The organism is Cellulosimicrobium sp. PMB13, assembly GCF_051294865.1.
GTDB lineage: Bacteria > Actinomycetota > Actinomycetes > Actinomycetales > Cellulomonadaceae > Cellulosimicrobium.
Map to the genome: position 1 here is coordinate 1,844,864 of NZ_CP145910.1, position 18,569 is coordinate 1,863,432.

Annotated in this window: 16 protein-coding genes; 6 read left to right on the forward strand and 10 right to left on the reverse strand. The window is 72.7% G+C overall.

Going from position 1 to position 18,569, the window contains the following annotated elements:
• Positions 1 to 37: 37 nt before the first annotated feature.
• Both V5D56_RS08520 and trpS read left to right on the forward strand, forming a co-directional pair.
• Complete coding sequence (locus V5D56_RS08520) at positions 38 to 688, forward strand: DUF6518 family protein (RefSeq protein ID WP_435738611.1); 651 nt, start codon at positions 38 to 40, stop codon at positions 686 to 688.
• Between the two features lie 251 nt (positions 689 to 939).
• Positions 940 to 2,067: a tryptophan--tRNA ligase gene (gene trpS / locus V5D56_RS08525; RefSeq protein WP_435738612.1), complete on the forward strand. Its 1,128-nt coding sequence runs from the start codon at positions 940 to 942 to the stop codon at positions 2,065 to 2,067.
• A gap of 41 nt (positions 2,068 to 2,108) precedes the next feature.
• On the opposite strand, the gene V5D56_RS08530 is transcribed toward trpS, so the two are convergent.
• The 3 genes from V5D56_RS08530 to V5D56_RS08540 form a co-directional block, all read right to left on the reverse strand.
• Positions 2,109 to 2,771, reverse strand: a complete 663-nt coding sequence (locus V5D56_RS08530) for a DUF4153 domain-containing protein (protein WP_435738613.1) — start codon at positions 2,769 to 2,771, stop codon at positions 2,109 to 2,111.
• On the reverse strand, positions 2,768 to 3,439 hold the full coding sequence (locus V5D56_RS08535; RefSeq protein WP_435738614.1) for a PRC-barrel domain-containing protein: 672 nt from the start codon (positions 3,437 to 3,439) through the stop codon (positions 2,768 to 2,770). The genes V5D56_RS08530 and V5D56_RS08535 overlap by 4 nt, the downstream gene beginning before the upstream one ends.
• 166 nt (positions 3,440 to 3,605) lie before the next feature.
• Complete coding sequence (locus tag V5D56_RS08540; RefSeq protein ID WP_435738615.1) at positions 3,606 to 5,537, reverse strand: phosphoenolpyruvate carboxykinase (GTP); 1,932 nt, start codon at positions 5,535 to 5,537, stop codon at positions 3,606 to 3,608.
• Positions 5,538 to 5,654: 117 nt separating this feature from the next.
• On the opposite strand from V5D56_RS08540, the gene V5D56_RS08545 reads away from it, so the two are divergent.
• Together V5D56_RS08545 and V5D56_RS08550 are read left to right on the forward strand one after the other, a co-directional pair.
• Positions 5,655 to 7,154: a helix-turn-helix domain-containing protein gene (locus V5D56_RS08545; RefSeq protein WP_435738616.1), complete on the forward strand. Its 1,500-nt coding sequence runs from the start codon at positions 5,655 to 5,657 to the stop codon at positions 7,152 to 7,154.
• A gap of 83 nt (positions 7,155 to 7,237) precedes the next feature.
• Positions 7,238 to 8,005: a HEAT repeat domain-containing protein gene (locus tag V5D56_RS08550; protein WP_435738617.1), complete on the forward strand. Its 768-nt coding sequence runs from the start codon at positions 7,238 to 7,240 to the stop codon at positions 8,003 to 8,005.
• Between the two features lie 59 nt (positions 8,006 to 8,064).
• Here the strand turns inward: V5D56_RS08550 and V5D56_RS08555 are convergent, their stop codons facing one another.
• From V5D56_RS08555 to V5D56_RS08580, 6 genes are all read right to left on the reverse strand, one after another.
• Positions 8,065 to 9,339, reverse strand: a complete 1,275-nt coding sequence (locus V5D56_RS08555) for an alpha/beta fold hydrolase (protein WP_435738983.1) — start codon at positions 9,337 to 9,339, stop codon at positions 8,065 to 8,067.
• Between the two features lie 81 nt (positions 9,340 to 9,420).
• On the reverse strand, positions 9,421 to 9,930 hold the full coding sequence (locus tag V5D56_RS08560; RefSeq protein ID WP_435738618.1) for a pyridoxamine 5'-phosphate oxidase family protein: 510 nt from the start codon (positions 9,928 to 9,930) through the stop codon (positions 9,421 to 9,423).
• 99 nt (positions 9,931 to 10,029) lie between these two features.
• Positions 10,030 to 10,986, reverse strand: coding sequence for an NAD(P)-dependent alcohol dehydrogenase (locus tag V5D56_RS08565; RefSeq protein ID WP_435738619.1), 957 nt, complete (start codon positions 10,984 to 10,986; stop codon positions 10,030 to 10,032).
• 242 nt (positions 10,987 to 11,228) lie between these two features.
• Positions 11,229 to 12,746 (reverse strand): glycerol kinase GlpK, encoded by a 1,518-nt coding sequence (glpK, locus tag V5D56_RS08570; protein WP_435738620.1) that lies wholly within the window; start codon positions 12,744 to 12,746, stop codon positions 11,229 to 11,231.
• 145 nt (positions 12,747 to 12,891) lie between these two features.
• Positions 12,892 to 13,653, reverse strand: a complete 762-nt coding sequence (locus tag V5D56_RS08575) for an MIP/aquaporin family protein (RefSeq protein WP_435738621.1) — start codon at positions 13,651 to 13,653, stop codon at positions 12,892 to 12,894.
• A 79-nt stretch (positions 13,654 to 13,732) separates the two neighbouring features.
• Positions 13,733 to 15,481, reverse strand: coding sequence for an FAD-dependent oxidoreductase (locus V5D56_RS08580; protein WP_435738622.1), 1,749 nt, complete (start codon positions 15,479 to 15,481; stop codon positions 13,733 to 13,735).
• Positions 15,482 to 15,704: 223 nt separating this feature from the next.
• On the opposite strand from V5D56_RS08580, the gene V5D56_RS08585 reads away from it, so the two are divergent.
• Together V5D56_RS08585 and V5D56_RS08590 are read left to right on the forward strand one after the other, a co-directional pair.
• Positions 15,705 to 16,658: a sugar-binding transcriptional regulator gene (locus V5D56_RS08585; protein ID WP_435738623.1), complete on the forward strand. Its 954-nt coding sequence runs from the start codon at positions 15,705 to 15,707 to the stop codon at positions 16,656 to 16,658.
• A gap of 61 nt (positions 16,659 to 16,719) precedes the next feature.
• Positions 16,720 to 17,286, forward strand: a complete 567-nt coding sequence (locus tag V5D56_RS08590) for an amino-acid N-acetyltransferase (protein WP_435738624.1) — start codon at positions 16,720 to 16,722, stop codon at positions 17,284 to 17,286.
• A gap of 61 nt (positions 17,287 to 17,347) precedes the next feature.
• On the opposite strand, the gene V5D56_RS08595 is transcribed toward V5D56_RS08590, so the two are convergent.
• Positions 17,348 to 18,379, reverse strand: coding sequence for a LacI family DNA-binding transcriptional regulator (locus tag V5D56_RS08595; protein ID WP_435738625.1), 1,032 nt, complete (start codon positions 18,377 to 18,379; stop codon positions 17,348 to 17,350).
• Positions 18,380 to 18,569 lie beyond the last annotated feature (190 nt).

Genomic DNA, 18,569 nt, shown 5'->3' on the forward strand with positions numbered 1-18,569 from the left:
GGACCGCCCGACGACACCTCCTGCAGCGGCCTGTGCGGTGGCTGTCGATCCATCGGCTACCGCCTCGCCGGCGGCCGGTCCCGGGCCGACGTCCCCTCGCCCGCGGGCTGCACTCGTCCTGGCGCTGCTCGGCGCGGCGGCCGGTCTCGGCGTGCTCACGGAGTGGCTCCAGGGCGTGCTCGTCGACCCGTGGGCGATGTGGGCCAACTCGATCGCGGCGTGGGTCGTCGTCGCGTTCGCCGCCGGTGCGCTCGTGCGCGGAGGTGCCCGCGCGGCACTCGTCGGTGTCGGTGCGGAGCTCCTGCTGGTCGCGGGGTACTACGTCGCACGCACCGTGCACGACGTCCCGTCCGATCTCGGCACGCTCCTGTTCTGGGTGGGCGGCGCGGTCGTCGGTGGCATCGTGTTCGGCCTCGCGGGCTCGTGGTGGCGGTCGGACGTCGTCTGGCGCCAGGTCACGGGCCTGGCGCTCCTCTGCGGCGTGCTCGTGAGCGAGGGCCTCGTGCGCTGGCTCCTGTTCCCGTGGCAGGGCGCGTCGGGCGCGATCCTCTGCGCCGTCGGGTTGGTCGCCGCCGTGCTCCTCGCCCGCACGCCGCGACAACGGTGGCTCGTGCCGCTCGCCCTCGCCGCGACCGTCCCCCTGGGGCTCGCCGGTGCGGGGGCCGCGAACCACGTCCTGTCGCTCTGACCACCGCACCGTGCCGGCCGGCGGCGTGACGGGACCGATCTCCCGCACCGTGGGTCGCGCGGCGTACCCTGGGCGCATGTTCACGCGCGACTGGTGGTGGCTGCCCCCGCAGCCGTGACCTGTCGTGCCCACGTCCCGAGCTGCGCTCCGCAGCCGGGACGTCGTCATGTGCGGCGATCCCGAGTCCGACCGGTCCGTGCCGGACCACCGGACCTGCGCCGCGCGGCTCCCCTCCCCGAAGGAGAGCTCCCATGACCGTCACCCTCACCCCGCCCGCCGCGCCGAGCCGCGAGAGCGCATCCGCGCCGTCCTCCACCGCGTCCGTCGCCGCGGCGCGCGCCCGCAGCGCCGAGATCGAGGCGCAGATCGCCGCCGACCCGTCACGCTTCCGCGTCCTCACCGGGGAGCGACCGACCGGGGCGCTGCACCTCGGCCACTACGTCGGGACCGTCGCGAACCGCGTGCGCCTGCAGCGCGCCGGGGTCGAGGTCGTGCTCGTGATCGCCGACTACCAGGTCATCACCGACCGCGACGAGACGGGCGACCTGCGCGGCACCGTGCGCGAGATCGTCCTGGACTACCTCGCCGCGGGCATCGACCCGGAGCGCACGACGATCTTCACGCACTCGTCCGTCCCCGCGCTGAACCAGCTCCTCCTGCCGTTCCTCAGCCTCGTCACGACGGCCGAGATCGAGCGCAACCCGACCGTCAAGGCCGAGGCGCTCGCGGCGGCGCGGCGGCAGGGGCGGCCGATGAGCGGGCTGCTGTTCACCTACCCGGTCCACCAGGCCGCCGACATCCTGTTCTGCCACGGCAACCTCGTCCCGGGCGGTCAGGACCAGCTCCCGCACGTCGAGCTCACGCGCACGGTCGCGCGGCGCTTCAACCAGCGCTACGCCGCGGCCAGCCCGTACTTCCCCGAGCCCGACGTGCTGCTCGCACCCGCGCCGACGATCCTCGGCACCGACGGGCGCAAGATGAGCAAGTCCGCGGGCAACGCGCTCGAGCTGCGCGACGACGAGGACGCCACAGCACGCTTCGTGCGGCGCGCGAAGACCGACTCCGAGCGGCACGTCACCTACGAGCCGGACCGTCGCCCGGAGGTCGCCAACCTCCTGACGCTCGGCGCGTTCGCCGCCGGGACGACGCCCGAGGCGCTCGCGGACGAGATCGGTGCCGGGGGAGCGGGGCGCCTCAAGCACGTGGTGACCGAGGCGCTCGTCGAGCACCTGCGCCCGCTCCGTGCCCGACGACGCGCGCTCGCCGCGGGCGACGGACCCGACCCTCTCGACGTGCTCGCCCGGGGCAACGCGCGCGCGAACGAGATCGCGGACCGCACCCTCGACGACGTCCGCGACCTCATGGGTATGCGGTACTGAGCGCGTGGCGGCGCCGGCCGGCGCCGCCACGCAGCCGCGCGTCAGGCGCCCAGCCCGGCCCGGTCGACCTTGCGGTGGAACCGCATCCCCGCGAGCCCGCCCAGCACGGCCCCGACCAGGCTCACGACGGCGGCGGCGACGAGCGCGATGACGCCCCCGGTCGTGAGGTCGCTCGTGCTCACCGGGATCTGCGGGAACGCGTTGAGCTCCGACAGCACGTTGTACTGGCTGCCGGCGACGAGCCCCACGAGCGCGAGCACGATCGCGATGACGACGGCCCACAGCCAGACCGCGAGACCCTGCTTCGCGCCGTCGAACCGCGCCATGCGGCCGGCGACGTACCCGCCGCAGTAGTAGGCGACGAACAGGACGACGAGCAGGACGATGCCGCCGACGACGCCGATCGTCTCGGCGTTCTCGGTCGCCTGGTCGGCGGCGTCCTGGAGGTCGGTCGACGTGTTGAGACCGAAGACGGCGCCGGCGGCCGCGGCCAGCGCGGTGAGCAGGACGACCGTCCCGGTGGCGGTGAGCCACCCGAAGAAGGCCGAGCCGATCTTGATGCCCCCGTGCTCCTCCTTCTCACGCGCCACCACGGTCTCGCGGTCGTGCGCGACGGCCTCGCGGTCCGCCGGGACGCGGGCGTCGTCGGCGCCTCGCGGGGTCGGCTCGTTCTCGGGACGGGTCGCCCCGTAGCTGGTGCTCATGGCCGGTTCTCCTCTCCGTCGGTCTCGACGATCTCCTCGCGGACGCGCTCCGTGACCGTGCGCTCCTCACCGGAGCTCTCGCTCCCCGTCCCGGGCCCCTCTCCCGGGACGGTCTGCGTGACGTACTCCGTGACGACGTACCGGCGCAGCCGGACCCGGCCCGTCGCGTCGTCGGACGACGCCGACATGTCGTCGGGCGGACCGGCGGCGTGCCTGCCGACGGCGCCCGCCTCGTCCGTGCGGTCGTCCCGCGCGTCGTCGCCCCGACCGTCCTGACCGCGCGGGTCGTCGCCGTCGTGGTCGCGCTCGTCGGTCCGGATGCCGCCGGCCGAACCCTCGCCGACGTCGGTCTGCGCGCGTCCGTAGTACCGGTAGAGCTCCGCCTCCTCCTCCGGGGAGAGGTGGCCCTCCGAGTCGTCCACGCGCGGGGCGTCCTTGACCTGGTCCTTGCCGAACGGGACGCGGATCTCGTCACCCGCCACGTCCGCGTCGGCGAGCGGGACGAACGACTCCGCGGTGCCGAACAAGCCCGTCTTGACGGTCACCCACTCGGGGTCTCCCGTGCGGGCGTCGAGGAAGACCTGGCCGACCTTGCCGATCTTCTCCCCGGTGCTCGAGACGACCGACCCCCCGCGGAGAAGCCTCTCGATCTGGTCCGTGCTGATCATGGTGGGTCCTTCGATCTCTCGTGCTGCCGCAGTGGCTCGCGATCGAGAGGCCCGCCTGCTGGAGCCGACGTCTCCAGCGTGCCGAGCGTGGCGTGCACACGCACGTGGGCGGGCAGCACCGTGCGTGCTGCCCGCCCACGTCCCCGCCCGACGAAGGATGCGCTGCTCAGGCCTCGAGCCGGTCACGCAGGCGCGCGAGCTGGGCCCACAGCTCGTCCGGCACGCGGTTGCCGAACGTGTCGAAGAACTCGGCGGTGAGCTCCGCCTCGGCCAGCCACGGCTCGGGCGCGACGTCGAACAGGGCGTCCAGGGCGCCGTCGGGCAGGTCGAGGCCCGTGGTGTCCAGCGCGCCGGTGGCCGGGAGGAGGCCGACCGGGCTCTTCACGGCGCCGCAGTCGGTCCGGACGCCGTGGGCGCGGTCGACCTGCGCGGCGATCCACGCGAGGACGCGCGAGTTCTCGCCGAACCCGGGCCAGAGGAAACGCCCGTCGGCGTCCTTGCGGAACCAGTTGACCTGGAAGATCTTGGGCCGCTTGTCGGCGTCGATCGACGCCCCGACCCGGAGCCAGTGTGCCCAGTGGTCGGCCATGTTGTAGCCGCAGAACGGCAGCATCGCGAAGGGGTCCCGGCGCAGCTCGCCGACGGTGCCCTCGGCGGCGGCGGTCTGCTCGGAGGAGATCGTCGCGCCCATGAACACGCCGTGCTCCCAGCCGTACGCCTGTGCGACGAGCGGGACGTTGCTGGCGCGCCGGCCGCCGAAGATGATCGCGTCGATCGGGACGCCGTCGGGGTCCTCCCACGAGTCGGCGATCGTCGGGCACTGCGCCGCCGCGACCGTGAAGCGCGAGTTGGGGTGCGCGGCGGTGCGGCCGCCGTCGCCGTCGGAGGGCGTCCAGTCCTGGCCCGTCCAGTCGACGAGGTGGCTCGGCGGCTCGGGCGTCAGTCCCTCCCACCAGACGTCACCGTCGTCGGTCAGGGCGACGTTGGTGAAGATCGTGTCCCGGTCGAACGTCTCGACGGCGGCCGGGTTCGTCTCGATCCCCGTGCCCGGTGCGACGCCGAAGAAGCCCGCCTCGGGGTTGATGGCGCGCAGCCGACCGTCGGGGCCCGTGCGCAGCCACGCGATGTCGTCGCCGATCGTCTCGACCGTCCAGCCCGGGATCGTCGGGCGCAGCATCGCGAGGTTGGTCTTGCCGCACGCCGAAGGGAACGCTGCGGCGAGGTGGTAGCGGCGCCCCTCGGGCGACGTCGCGCGGATGACGAGCATGTGCTCGGCGAGCCAGCCCTCGTCGCGCGCCATCACCGACGCGATGCGCAGCGCGAAGCACTTCTTGCCGAGCAGCGCGTTGCCGCCGTAGCCCGACCCGTAGGACCAGATCTCGCGCGTCTCGGGGAAGTGGGCGATGTACTTCGTCTCGTTGCAGGGCCAGGGGACGTCCTCGGAGACGGCGCCCGTGTCGTCGACGAGCGGCGCGCCGACCGAGTGGACGGCCGGGACGAACGGGGTGCCGCCGTCGATCAAATCCATGACGTCCTGACCGACGCGCGTCATGACGCCCATGCTCACCACGACGTACGGCGAGTCGGTGACCTGGACGCCGACCTGCGAGATCGGCCCGCCGACGGGGCCCATCGAGAACGGGACGACGTACATCGTGCGGCCGCGCATCGCCCCCTCGAAGACGCCGCGCAGCTCGGCACGCATGGCCTCGGGCTCGCGCCAGTTGTTCGTCGGGCCCGCGTCGACCTCGTCGCGCGAGCAGATGAACGTGCGGGACTCGACGCGTGCGACGTCGTTCGGGTCGGACCGTGCGAGGTAGCTGCCCGGGCGGAGCTCGGGGTTCAGGGGCAGGAGGGTCCCGGCGTCGACCATGAGGTCGACCAGGCGCTGTTTCTCCTCGGCGGAGCCGTCGCACCACACGATCGCGTCGGGCTCGGTGAGGTTCGCGATCTCCCGCACCCAGGCGCGGGCGTCGCGCGGGCGCGGGTCTGTGGTGTGCGCGGGAGAGCCCGTCGACGAGGTGAGGCCGGCGAGCTCGGTGTCGACGTCGTCCAGGAGGGCGGCGAGACGGCTGCGGCGGGGGGTGGTCGCGGTCATGGGAGGCTCCCGGGGTCGAGGGAATTCCGGTCGATACCTTGAGCCTGCCGCTCATCTCGGTGAGATTCCTCAGCGGAGCCCTGTGAAGATCGAGCGTTCTTGACGTACCGTGAAGGAATGCCACGTCCGACCGACCCTGCGCACGGGGACTCCTCCTCGTCGACCGGGGAGCCGCACGCCGACCTCATCACCCTCGGCCGCCGGGTCCGCCACTTCCGTACCGCCCGGGGCCTGACGCTGGACGCGCTCGGCGACGCCGTCGGCACGGCGCCGAGCCTGCTCTCGATGATCGAGAACGGGCGCCGCGAGCCGCGACTGTCGCTCCTCCAACAGCTCGCCCAGGTGCTCGACGTGTCCGTGGCCGACCTGCTCACGGACGAACCGCCGTCGCGCCGGGCCGCGCTGGAGATCGAGCTCGACCGGGCGCAGCGCGGGCCGCTGTTCGCCGCGCTCGGGCTGCCGTCCGTGAAGGCGAGCCAGAAGCTTCCCCTGCCGGTCCTCGAGAACCTCGTGGGCCTGCACGCCGAGCTCCAGCGCCGCGCGACCGAGGCGATCGCGACGCCCGAGGAGGCGCGCCGCGCGAACACCGAGCTCCGGCTCGAACGGCAGGCGCGCAACAACTACTACCCGGAGATCGAGGAGCTCGCCGAGGACATGACCCGCCGGGCCGGGTACACGGTCGGTGCCCTCACGCACCGGACCGTGGCCCGCATGGCCGAGCAGCTCGGGTTCACGATCTGGCACGTCGACGACCTGCCCCACTCGACCCGCACGGTGACCGACCTGCGCCACGGGCGCATCTACCTCCCCCCGGCGTCGATCCCGGGCGGGCACGGCCTGCGCTCTCTCGCGCTGCAGGCCCTCGCGCACCGCGTCCTCGGCCACGAGCGGCCGCGCTCGTACGCGGAGTTCCTGCGCCAGCGCGTCGAGATCACGTACTTCGCGGCGTGCTGCCTCATCCCGCAGTCGGCCGCGGTCGACTTCCTCGAGCGGCGCAAGCGCGAGAAGGACCTCGCCGTCGAGGACTTCCGCGACGCGTTCGGCGTCACGCACGAGGCCGCCGCGCAGCGCTTCACCAACCTCGCGACGGAGCACCTCGGCATCCCGCTGCACTTCCTGCGCGTGGGCGACGACGGCGCCCTGTTCCGGGGGTACGCGAACGACGGGCTCCCGCTGCCCGCCGACGTCACCGGCGCGATCGAGGGACAGATGGTGTGCCGGCGTTGGGCCGTCCGGGAGGCGTTCACGCGCCGCGACCGCGCGCAGGAGTCGTACCAGTACACCGACACCCCGGCCGGCACGTTCTGGTGCTCCACCCAGACCGGGACGACGACGAACGGCCAGTTCGCCCTGGCCGTCGGGGTCCCGTTCGCCTCGGCCAAGTGGTTCCGCGGGCGCGACACGACGGTGCGCCGGCAGTCCGGCTGCCCCGACGAGTCGTGCTGCCGCCGCCCCGCAGCGGCCGCTGCGGCGCAGTGGCAGGACGTGTCGTGGCCGAGCGCGCGCATGCACCAGCACGTGCTCTCCGCGCTGCCCACCGGCGCGTTCCCCGGCGTCGACGCGACCGAGGTCTACGCGTTCCTCGACAAGCACGCCCCGGGCCCATCCACCCGCTGAGTGCTGGGTATATGTCGTCGGACGAGCCGTCAGACGACAAATACCCAGCACTCAGCAGTGTCGTGCGTGGCATGCTTCCGGGCATGGACGTCCTCGCGCTCGCGTCCCACGAGGACCCGGACCTCCGGGTCAGGGCGATGGCCGAGCTCCCGTTCCTCGACGCGGACGACCTGCCGACACCGGAGGTCGTGGCGTTGGCCGTCCGGCTCACCACCGATCCCGTGCCGCGGGTGCGCGACTGGGCGACGTTCGTGCTGGCGCAACAGTTCCGCGAGGTCGACACGCCCGAGCTGCGGGACGCGCTCGCGGCTCGGCTCGACGACGACGACCGCGAGACGCGGCAGGAAGCGCTCGTCGGACTCGCGTACCGACGCGACCCGCGTGCGCTGCCGCACGTGCGGCGAGCCCTGACCCGACGGAGCGGTGACGTCTGGCAGCTGGAGGTCGTCGCAGCGGGCGCACTGGGTGACCCGTCACTGCATCCGCTCGTCGCGGCGCACCGTTCCGGGTGGGACGACCCCGCGGCAGCGCTGCAGGCCGACGCGGCGTGCCGGCTGACCGACCCGCGCGGACCGGGCGACGACCTGCTCGACGGCGTGGCAGACCTGTACCGCCGGCGTGCGTCGGGGATGCCGGACGGTCCCGGCATCCGGGCCTGGACGCTCCTGGACGTCCTGCTCGACATCGCCCCGCACCGCGCGCCGGAGCTCGACGACGCCATCGCTGCGCGGCTCGCCGGCGACCCGGCGGCACTCCGCGAGCTACGGGAGAGCTCTGTTCTCGCGCAGCTCGCCGACGAGGCGCGCTGTGACGGACCTGGGCCTGCCGAACCCCGGGTTACGCGCCCATGAGCAGCCTGATCGGCGCGTAACCCGGGGTTCGGCAACGAGCCCGGGGGGGTCGGCGAGTCTCAGCGGGTGGGGAGGGGGCCGCCGCGTGCCGTGAGGCGATCGGCGAGCCGCTGGAACACGTCGCCGGTGCGCAGGCCGTCGTGCTCGAACTCGTTGGTCACCCACGTCTCGACGTTGCCGACGTGCGCGGCCGTCTCGAGCGACAGCCCGGCATCGACGAACATGTCGTCGTGGTAGACCGCGGCCTCGACGGGAACCTCGTTGCGGGCGAGCACGTCGAGGTCGTAGAGGTCGGGCCAGTCCTCCCACACCGCGAGCGCCTCGGCCGCCGCGCGGAACGGTCGCAGCGCGGCGACCTCGTCGAGCATCCAGGGGTAGATCATCTCGCCCGTGAGCAGCAGAGGCCGCGCGTCGGCGGCGAAGGCGGGGTCGTCGTCGCGCACGTCCTGCGCCGCCCACGCGGTGGGGCCGGTGTGCGACTGCGCGTAGATCGACTCGTGCAGCACGGCGTACAGCGGGTTGGTGCGGAACGACGTCGCGGCGGCGACCTCGGCGAGGAACGTGTCGGTGAGCTCGTCCGGGGCGCCCGGGTCGAACGCCTCGTCGACGATCCAGTGGATCCGCTCCGCGCCGGGCTTCATGCCCAGGTCCATGCCGACCGACTGGAACCGGTGCACGGAGAGGGGGTCGCCGTCGGGCAGCCGGACGTCGCCGACGGCGAGGCGGTCGGCGATGCGCGCGAGGCGCGCCTCGTCCTCGGGGTACCGCGACAGGTAGCGGGCGTTCTTCCCGACGACGCGCGGCTGGGTCCGGCGGTAGACCTCGCGCGCGTCGGCGCGCAGCCCGGGCAGGCCGCCGGTGACGAGGCACGCGGCGAGGGCCTCGGGCGCGCGCGACAGGTAGGTCATCGTGAGGAACCCGCCGTACGACTGCCCGAGCGACGTCCAGCGCCGACCGCCGTAGACCGTCCGGCGCACGTGCTCGGCGTCGGCGACGATCGCGTCGGCACGGAAATGCGAGAGGTGCCCCGCCTGGGCGCCTGCCGCACCGCGCGCGACGAGCGCCGCGCCGCGCACCGCGGACGACCGCCCGGTGCCGCGTTGGTCGAGCAGGACGACGCGGTAGGTCTTCAGCGCCTCGCCGAGCCAGCCGTCGGGGCCCGTGGGCCGTGGACCCTTCCCGCCGGGCCCGCCCTGGAGGAACACGAGCAGAGGGAGGTCGTCGCGGCGTCGGGCCGGGTCCACGACCTCGCGGACGAACACGGTGAGGCGACGGGGGTCGGCGTCGTCCCACCAGTCGAGCGGCACCTCGACCTCGCGGTCCGTGACGTGCATCCCGGGCACGGTATAGCTGCTCTCGCGCGTGGTGCTCACGCCGCCACCCTAGCCACCGCCCACGACGTGAGAGGCGTCCGCTCAGAGCTGGACGGTCTCGTTCTCGCCGCCGTCGTAGGGCGTGCCCGTGACCTTGGCCTTGACGAGGCTGAAGAGCGTCGCGACGCGACCGCCGGGGGAGTCCCAGTACTCCGCCGTGTCCGCGTGCAGCCGGATGAGCACGACCTCCGGGGTGTCGGGGCCGTCGGGGAACCACGCGTCGGCGACGGCGTTCCACAGCTCGCGGATCTTCGCGCGGTCCCGGACGACGCTCGCGCGGCCGGACAGGGAGACCCACGAGCTCGACCCGGAGAACGCGGCGTTGGCCGACGAGTCGTGCGCGATCTCCGCGACCTTGTGCGAGTCCTGGGCCGCGAAGAACCACAGGTCCCCGTCGAAGTCGACGGCCTGGACGCCCATGGGCCGGCTGACGAGGCTCCCGTCCTCGGCGACGGTCGTGAGCATCGCGATGTTCTCGTCCTGGATGAGCTCGCGGACCTTCGCGACCTCGTCAGACCCCGCGTGCGGCAGCTCGTGGTGCGTGTCGGTCATGACGCCTCCCGTGGATGTCGGACCGCGGTCGTGCGACCCGTCCTCGACGCTAGGTAGCCCTCGCCGCGCTCGCTCGCCGAGGCCGGGGTCGGCGAGCGGTCAGACGTCGCGCACGACGACGACCTTGCCCCGAGCCCTTCCCGTCCCGTGCACGGTGAGGGCCTCGGGCACCTCCGCGAGGGGGAACGTGCGGTCGATGTGGATCGCGACCTCGCCGGCGGCGCACAGGTCGGCCAGAGGTCCGAAGTGTCGAGGACCCGAACGCACGAGCAGGACGCCGAGCCGCGCGCCGGTCAGCGCCCCCACGACGGGCCCGACGGTGAGCATGCGGAGCAGCGTCCGCAGCGTGCCGCCGACCATGAGGCACCGACCGTGGCGGGCGAGCGCGCGCCGGTAGGCGAAGACCGACCGGTCCGCGACCAGGTCCACGACGAGGTCGTACCGACCGGTCCGCGTGAAGTCGGTCCGGCGGTAGTCGATCACCTCCTGTGCGCCCAACCGGCGGACGAAGTCCAGCTTGCCCTCGGCGTCGACGCCCGTGACGTGCATGCCCCGCGCCACCGCCAGCTGGACGAGGAAGCTCCCCGTGCCCCCGCCGGCGCCGTTGACGAGCAGACGTCGACCCGGAGCACCGGACGCGAGGGCCTGCAGGGCGATGGCGCCTGACTGCGGGATCGTGGACGCCTCGGCGAAGGTCAGCGTCGGCGGCTTGTGCGCGAGCGCCTTCTCGGGCATCACCACGTACTCCGCGAACCCGCCGCGGCGCGGGAGGTTGTCGCCGTAGACGTCGTCACCCGGACGGAAGCGCGTGACCCCCTCGCCGATCGCGACGACCCGCCCCGCGACGTCGGACCCCAGGACCCGCGTGCGCGGCGCGCGGAGACCGTCGAGGCGGGTGTACCCGGGACTGCCGCGCAGCGCCTCCCAGTCCGACAGGTTCACCGACGTCGCGACGACCTCGACGAGCACCTCGCCCCGCGCCGGCGCCGGCGTCGGCACCTCCCGGAACCGCAGCTCGTCGACCGACCCGTACCGCTCGTACACCCACGCGCGCACCCGACCACCGTAGGGACTCCGTCGCCCCGGAGCGAGCGCACCCACACCTCGCCCTCGCCCACGTCGGCCAGCAGCCCGGCCGCACCCCCGCGAAGGACGACACGAAAGGAGGGGGTGGGATGGGATCGCCGGTCGTGGCGGGTCTGGCGGGAGCGCGCGAGGAACGAGCGCGCGGATGGTAGACCGGCGATCCCATCCCACCCCCTCCGGACGAGAAGGCGGGACCTCCGTCGAGTACGGGCTTACTGCTCCACGTCCTCGTCCACCCACTCGAACGTCTTCGTCACGGCCTTCTTCCAGTTGCGGTACAGCCGCTCGCGCTCGCCCTCCTCGACGGCGGGCGTCCAGCGCTTGTCCTCGGCCCAGTTGTCGATGACGTCCTGCTCGCCCTTCCAGAACCCGACGGCGATGCCTGCGGCGTACGCGGCGCCGAGCGCGGTCGTCTCGGCGACCTTCGGGCGCACGACGTCGACGCCGAGCTGGTCGGCCTGGAACTGCATGAGCAGCTCGTTGGCGACCATGCCGCCGTCGACGCGCAGCTCGGTGAGGTCGACGCCGGAGTCGGCGTTCATGGCGTCGAGCACCTCGCGCGTCTGGTAGGCCGTGGCCTCGAGCGCGGCGCGCGCGATGTGGTTGCGGTTGACGTACCGGGTGAGGCCGACGAGCGCACCGCGCGCGTCGGGTCGCCAGTACGGCGCGAAGAGGCCGGAGAACGCGGGCACGAAGTACGCGCCGCCGTTGTCCTCGACCTTGCCGGCGAGCCACTCGACGTCGGGCGAGTCCTCGAACATGCCGAGGTTGTCGCGCAGCCACTGGATGAGGGACCCGGTGACGGCGATCGAGCCCTCGAGCGCGTAGCGCTGCGGCTGGTCGCCGATCTTGTAGCAGACGGTCGTGAGGAGGCCGTTCTCGCTCATGACCTTCTCGGTGCCCGTGTTGAGGAGCATGAAGTTGCCGGTGCCGTACGTGTTCTTGGCCTGCCCGACCTCGAAGCACGCCTGGCCGAACGTCGCGGCCTGCTGGTCGCCGAGGATGCCGGCGATCGGGACGCCGGGGAGGAGGCCCTGCTGGCGACCCTCGCCGTAGACCTCGGACGACGACCGGATCTCGGGCAGCATCGACATCGGGATACCCATGTCGGCGGCGATGTCCTCGCGCCACGACAGGGTGTCGAGGTCCATGAGCATGGTGCGGGACGCGTTCGTCACGTCGGTGATGTGCACGCCGCCGTTGACGCCACCGGTGAGGTTCCACAGGGTCCACGTGTCGGTGTTGCCGAAGACCAGGTCGCCCGCCTCCGCCTTCTCGCGTGCGCCCTCGACGTTGTCGAGGATCCACTTGACCTTCGGCCCGGAGAAGTAGGTGGCGAGCGGCAGACCGACGATCGACTTGTACTTCTCGGGGCCGTCGGAGCCGCCGAGCTCGTCGACGATCTTCTGCGTGCGGGTGTCCTGCCAGACGATCGCGTTGTACACGGGCTTGCCCGTGGTCTTGTCCCAGACCACGGCGGTCTCGCGCTGGTTGGTGATGCCGACGGCGGCGATGTCGTTGTGGGTGACGTTCGCGCGGGTCAGCGCCAGGCCGACGGCCTCGCGCACGTTGTTCCAGATCTGCTCCGGGTTGTGCTCCACCCACCCGGCGCGGGGGAAGATCTGGTCGTGCTCGAGCTGTCCCGTGGAGACGATCTCCCCGGAGTGGTTGAAGACGATGGCCCGGGAGCTCGTGGTTCCCTGGTCGATGGCGAGAACGTAGTCGGCCATGGTGTGCTCAGTCCTTCACGTCGGTGTGGTGTGCAGAGAGGTGGTGCGGGTGGGTGGTCAGGGTCGCGGCCTCGGGCCCGGCGCCCGACGCCGCGTGGTCGCCTGACCGGGGTGGCCCCTGTCACCCCGGTCACGCGACCGACGGTCAGGCGTAGACGCCGCCGAGAAGACCGGCGAGGACGCCGCCCACGAGCGGTCCGGCGACGGGCACCCACGAGTAGGACCAGTCGCTCGACCCCTTGCCCCGGATGGGCAGCAGCGCGTGCGCGATGCGCGGACCGAGGTCGCGGGCGGGGTTGATGGCGTACCCGGTGGGGCCACCGAGGCTCGCGCCGATGCCGACGACGATCAGCGCGACGGCGAGCGGACCCAGCCCCGACGGCGTCCTGCCCGAGACGACGACGAAGAACACCAGCACGAACGTCGCGAGGACCTCGGTGACGAAGTTCCACCCGTACGAGCGGATCTCCGGGCCGGTCGAGAACACGGCGAGCTTCGTGGCGGCGGGCGCGTCCTCGTCGAAGTGCTTCTTGTAGGCGAGGTACGCGAGGACGGCACCGATGATGGCGCCCAGCATCTCTGCCCCGAAGTACATGAACATGTTGCCGACGGTCGGTTCGATCGTCGCAGTCACCGCGCCCTCGGGCCCGGTGAGGACCGCGAACGGCTTGTCCGCGGCGAAGAGCCCGATCGTCACCGCGGGGTTCAGGTGGGCGCCGGACTTGAAGGCGACGAACACACCGGCGAAGACCGCGAGGCCCCATCCGAAGTTGATGAGGAGCCAGCCGCCGTTGAAACCCTTGCTCCGCGGCAGGACGACGTTCGCGACGACGCCCGCGCCGAGGAGGATCAGGGTCGCCGTTCCGAGGACCTCGGACCAGAAGGCGTTCATGAGGAGTTGATCCATGGTGCGCTCTCTTTCGTGGTGGACTGCTCTGTCTCAACCGCCCGGTCGCGGCGCGCCCGGGATGCTTCTCTCGCCGTGCTCAGCTCTCCCGCAGCGGCTGGAGCGGGGCCACGTCGTCGACGGCGAGGCGGGTGCGCTCGGCCGCGTCGTCGTCCGGCTCCTGCTCGGCGGCGGCCTCGGCGTTCGCGCGGTCGGTATAGCTGCGGACCTCGGCGTCGCGGGTGGCGTCGTCCCAGCCGAGGACACCGGCCGCGATCTCGGCGATCTCCGGGAGGGCGGCGAGCCCGCGGTCTGCGACCTCGTAGTTGAGCCGCGTGCGGTGCAGCAGCAGGTCCTCGAGGTGCAGGGCGCCCTCGTGAGACACGCCGTACGCGATCTCGGCACGCAGGTAGGCAGGGGCGTGCTCGAGCGGCTTCGCGAGGTCCGGCTGCTCCTCGCACAGCTCGACGATCTCGCGCAGGTTCGAGCCGTACCGGTGCAGCAGGTGGTCGACCATCGCGGGCGTCCAGCGGTACCGCGACGCCCAGGGCCGGGCCTGGCGGCGCACGGCGTCGAGCCCGACCGCGCCGAGCAGGGGGATCTTGTGCGTGATGGATCCCAACGCGCTCGCGCGCTGGCCGATCGCGAAGTCGACGGCGTCCTTGGCCATGACGCGGTACGTCGTGAGCTTGCCGCCCGCGATGACGGTCAGGCCCGGCGTCGGGGAGGCCACGGTGTGCTCGCGCGACACCTTGGCCGAGCTCGTGCCCTCCTTGGTGCCGGGCTGCAGCAGGGGGCGCAGGCCGGCCCACGTGCCGATGATGTCGTCGCGGGTGAGCGGGTGGGCGAGCACGGCGTTGGCGTGCTCGAGCACGTAGTCGATGTCGGCGGAGGTCGCGACGGGGTGCTGCAGCTCCTGCTCCCACGGGGTGTCGGTGGTGCCGACGACCCAGTAGCGCGACCACGGGATGACGAACAGCACCGACTTCTCGGTCTGGAGGATCAGGCCGACCTGTCCCTTGATGCGTTCGCGCGGGACGACGATGTGGATGCCCTTGGACGCCAGCACGCGCAGCCCGCCCTCGGAGCCGGCGAGCGCCTCGGTGTCCTCGGTCCAGACGCCCGTCGCGTTGATGACCGAGCGCGCCCGCACGGTGAGCTCGTGGCCGGTCTCGAGGTCCACGAGCACCGCACCGTTGACCGCGCCGGTCGCGCCCTTGGTCAGGGAGACCACCTGGGTGCGCGACGCCGCGTGCGCGCCGTACGAGGCGGCGGTGCGCACGAGCGTGCTCACGAGACGGGCGTCGTCGACGGAGGCGTCCCAGTACTGCACCGCGCCGACCGCGGCGTCGTGCGCGAGGTCGGGGAACTTCTTCTCCATGCGGCTCCGGCTCAGGTGCCGGTGGAACGGGAGGGCGCGCTTGCCGGGGGCGACGCTCGCGAGCGTGTCGTAGAGCGCGATGCCTGCCCCGACGTAGGCCCGCTCCCACACGCGGTGCTCGAGGGGGTAGAGGAACGGGACGGGGCGGACGAGGTGAGGCGCGATCTCCTTGAGGAGCAGGTCGCGCTCGGTGAGCGCCTCGTGCACGAGGTGGAAGTCGAGCATCTGGAGGTACCGCAGGCCACCGTGGACCAGCTTGCTCGACCGGCTCGACGTCCCGGCGGACCAGTCCTGCGCCTCGACGATCGCCGTCGACAGCCCGCGGGTCACCGCGTCGAGCGCGATGCCGGCCCCGGTCACACCGCCGCCGATGACGAGGACGTCGAGCTCGGCGTCCGCGCTCGTGCTCGCCTCGAGCGCGGCGAGCGCCTGCCGGCGGGAGTCCGCCGTGAGTCTCGTGGATGCCATCCGTCCAACCTCTTCCCGTCCGTGTCGTCCTGCGTGCCGGACGCCGTCTCAGGTGACGCTCACTGCCGACGTTCCCACGCACGGCCGAGGTGCGCGAGCCGGAAACGTCCCGGTCCGGGCGGACCGTCGCGTCCTCGCACGCCCTTCACACCACCACGGCGCGAACGGACGCGCAAGCCATGTGCACGAACGTGCAGAATGGAGGTCCCCGACGGACGGAGCCGTGATGGTGGACCGAGAGCAGGACGTGCTGCGCGCGGCCTCGATGTACTACCTGCAGGACATGAAGATGGAGGCGATCGCGAAGCACCTGCGCACGTCGCGGTCGACCGTCTCGCGGCTCGTGAAGCGCGCCCGGGAGACCGGCCTGGTCGAGATCTCGCTGCGGCCGACGCAGAGCCGTGCGCCGGGGCTCGGCCAGCACGTGGCGAGCACGTGGGGGATCGACGCGTACGTCGTACCGGTCCCCGACCAGGCGCTGCAGGTCGACCGCCTCGAGCAGGTCGCGATGACGACGGCGCGCCTGCTGTCGACGTGGTTCGACTCGGACATGGTCCTCGGCATCGCGTGGGGCACGACGCTCTCCGCCGTGTCGCGGCACCTGCCCCGCAAGCCGACGCGGGGGAGCGCCGTCGTGCAGCTCAACGGCGCGGCGAACACGCGCACGTCGGGCGTCCACTACGCGGGCGACCTCATCGCCGGGTTCGGCACGGCGTTCGACGCCCACGTGCACCATTTCCCGGTGCCGGCGTTCTTCGACTACGCCGAGACCAAGCAGGCGATGTGGCGCGAGCGGTCGGTGCGGCGGGTGCTGGACGTCCAGCAGCGGGCGGACATCGCGCTCTTCTCGGTGGGGGCGGTCGCGGGTGGCGTGCCCTCGCACGTCTACTCCGCGGGCTACCTCGAGCGGGAGGACATCGCGGTGCTCGACGGCGAGGGCGTGGTCGGGGACGTGTGCACCGTGTTCCTCCGACCGGACGGGACCTATCGCGACATCGCGCTCAACGAGCGCGCCACGGGTCCGGCGCCGGACGAGCTGCGCCGCGTCCCGCGCCGCGTGTGCGTCGTCGCCGGGGACAACAAGGTCGCGCCGCTGCGGGCGGCGCTGCGCGCCGGCGTGGTGACGGACCTGGTGATCGACGAGATCACCGCGTCGCGGCTCGTCGCGAGCGCGTGAGCAGGTATGCACTCTCCTGCGTGAGTATGCACTGCGCGTCGGATCGTCGTACAGTGACGTCGTGCCCACGCCTCCCGTCGACGACGCGCGCCCCGACGCCACGGGGGTCCGCGTGCGCCCCGCGCTCCCCGCGGACGTCCGGTCGATCCGGGCTCTCGTCCAGCCCTACGCCGAGGCCCGCATCCTCCTCGCGAAGGAGATGGTCGGCTACTACGAGGCCGTGCAGGAGTTCGTCGTGGCCGACGCCGTCCGCCCGGCCGCGCGACCCGGGGCTGCTCCCGAGGTGGTCGGCTGCGGGGCGCTCCACGTCATGTGGGACGACCTCGCCGAGATCCGCACGCTCGCGGTGGATCCCGCCTGGCGCGGGCACCGTGTGGGGCACGCGCTCGTCGTGGAGCTGCTCGCCCGCGCCCGCGCGCTCGGCCTGCGACGGGTCTTCTGCCTGACGTTCGAGGTCGACTTCTTCGTCCGGCACGGCTTCCGGCCGATCGACGGGACGCCCGTCACGCACGACGTCTACGCCGAGCTGCTGCGCTCCCACGACGACGGCGTCGCGGAGTTCCTCGACCTCGCGCGCGTGAAGCCGAACACGCTCGGCAACACGCGCATGCTCCTCGAGCTCGGCTGAGCTCGACCCGTCGGGGGCCTGGAGGTCCGCCTGCGGTCCGGAGTTCCGCCGGGGCGCCCGGTCAGGCGATGGGCGCCGTCGAGGCGCGCGTCACCACCCGGCACGGGAGCTCTTCGATGCCCGGCCGCACCGTGCCGTCGATCGCGGCGAACAGCCGCTGGGCGGCCACCCGGCCGAGCCGCTCGAGGTTCATGTCGACGCTCGTGAGCTGGGGCCGAGCGTTCGTGGTCAGCACCTCCCAGTTGTCGAACCCGATGACCGACACCTCACCCGGGACGTCGCGCCCCAGCTCGCGCAGCGCGTCGAGCACGCCGCGCGCGATCTGGTCGCTGCCGCAGAAGAACCCGTCGACGTCGGGGTGCTGCTCGACGACCATGCGCGCCGCGCCCCGCCCCCAGCCCTCGCTCCACGAGCCGAAGTAGGTGTGCCCGCCGACGAGCTCGAGCCCGGCCGCGGCGAGCGCCGCCTGCGCGCCGGAGGCGCGGTCCTGGGCCGCCTGGTAGCCGGGGTCGCCCGACACGTGGGCCACCCGGCGTCGTCCGCAGGCGAGGAGGTGCTCGACGGCGAGGCGTCCCGCGCCCACGTTGTCCGCCGTGATCGACACGTCCCCGGGGTCCTCCGACGGCGCGTAGGCGTAGACCACCGGCACCGGGATCTCCGCGCTCAGCGGCGGTCGCGGGTCGGTGCGCGAGCCGACGACGATGAGGCCGTCCACGCGTCGTGACAGCAGGGCGCGGACGTGGTGCTGCTCGCGGATGGCGTCGCCCCGCGCGTCGCACAGGAAGACCGAGACGCGGCCGGCGCCGAAGGCGTCCTCCGCGCCCATGAGGACCGGGATCGAGAAGCGGCCCTCGAGGTCGCTCGTGAGCAGCCCGACGGTGCCCGTGCGGCCTTTGAGCAGCCCGCGCGCGAGCGCGTTCGGCGCGAACGAGAGGCGTTCCGCCGCCTCGAGGACGCGCAGACGCGTCTCCGCCTTCACCTGGTCGCGACCGTTGATCGCCTTGGACGCCGTGGCGATCGAGACGCCGGCGAGGCGCGCCACGTCGGTCAGCGTCGCGGCGCGCGGCGTCGCGCTGCCGTTCTGGGTGGTCATGAGGCCGTGCCCCCTCCTGGTCCGACGGCGCGGTCGCCGTCGGCCCGCGTGCCGTGATCGAACTGTAACCCTGCGCACCGCTTGACGGGTCCGTGCGCCTGTCCTAGATTCAGAAAACCTTTTCGGGTGCTTTCGGTCAAGTGGAGATCGAGAAGAACAGCCCCGGTGGGGCCCTGGAGCATCGAAGACT

Bases quoted from the DNA above. Each gene is read 5' to 3' on its own strand.
- V5D56_RS08595 (WP_435738625.1), bottom strand. From the start codon at position 18,379: ATGACCACCCAGAACGGCAGCGCGACGCCGCGCGCCGCGACGCTGACC.
- V5D56_RS08545 (WP_435738616.1), top strand. From the start codon at position 5,655: ATGCCACGTCCGACCGACCCTGCGCACGGGGACTCCTCCTCGTCGACC.
- V5D56_RS08580 (WP_435738622.1), bottom strand. From the start codon at position 15,481: ATGGCATCCACGAGACTCACGGCGGACTCCCGCCGGCAGGCGCTCGCC.
- V5D56_RS08550 (WP_435738617.1), top strand. From the start codon at position 7,238: ATGGACGTCCTCGCGCTCGCGTCCCACGAGGACCCGGACCTCCGGGTC.
- V5D56_RS08535 (WP_435738614.1), bottom strand. From the start codon at position 3,439: ATGATCAGCACGGACCAGATCGAGAGGCTTCTCCGCGGGGGGTCGGTC.
- V5D56_RS08575 (WP_435738621.1), bottom strand. From the start codon at position 13,653: ATGGATCAACTCCTCATGAACGCCTTCTGGTCCGAGGTCCTCGGAACG.
- V5D56_RS08555 (WP_435738983.1), bottom strand. From the start codon at position 9,339: ATGCACGTCACGGACCGCGAGGTCGAGGTGCCGCTCGACTGGTGGGAC.
- V5D56_RS08540 (WP_435738615.1), bottom strand. From the start codon at position 5,537: ATGACCGCGACCACCCCCCGCCGCAGCCGTCTCGCCGCCCTCCTGGAC.
- glpK (WP_435738620.1), bottom strand. From the start codon at position 12,746: ATGGCCGACTACGTTCTCGCCATCGACCAGGGAACCACGAGCTCCCGG.
- V5D56_RS08560 (WP_435738618.1), bottom strand. From the start codon at position 9,930: ATGACCGACACGCACCACGAGCTGCCGCACGCGGGGTCTGACGAGGTC.
- trpS (WP_435738612.1), top strand. From the start codon at position 940: ATGACCGTCACCCTCACCCCGCCCGCCGCGCCGAGCCGCGAGAGCGCA.
- V5D56_RS08530 (WP_435738613.1), bottom strand. From the start codon at position 2,771: ATGAGCACCAGCTACGGGGCGACCCGTCCCGAGAACGAGCCGACCCCG.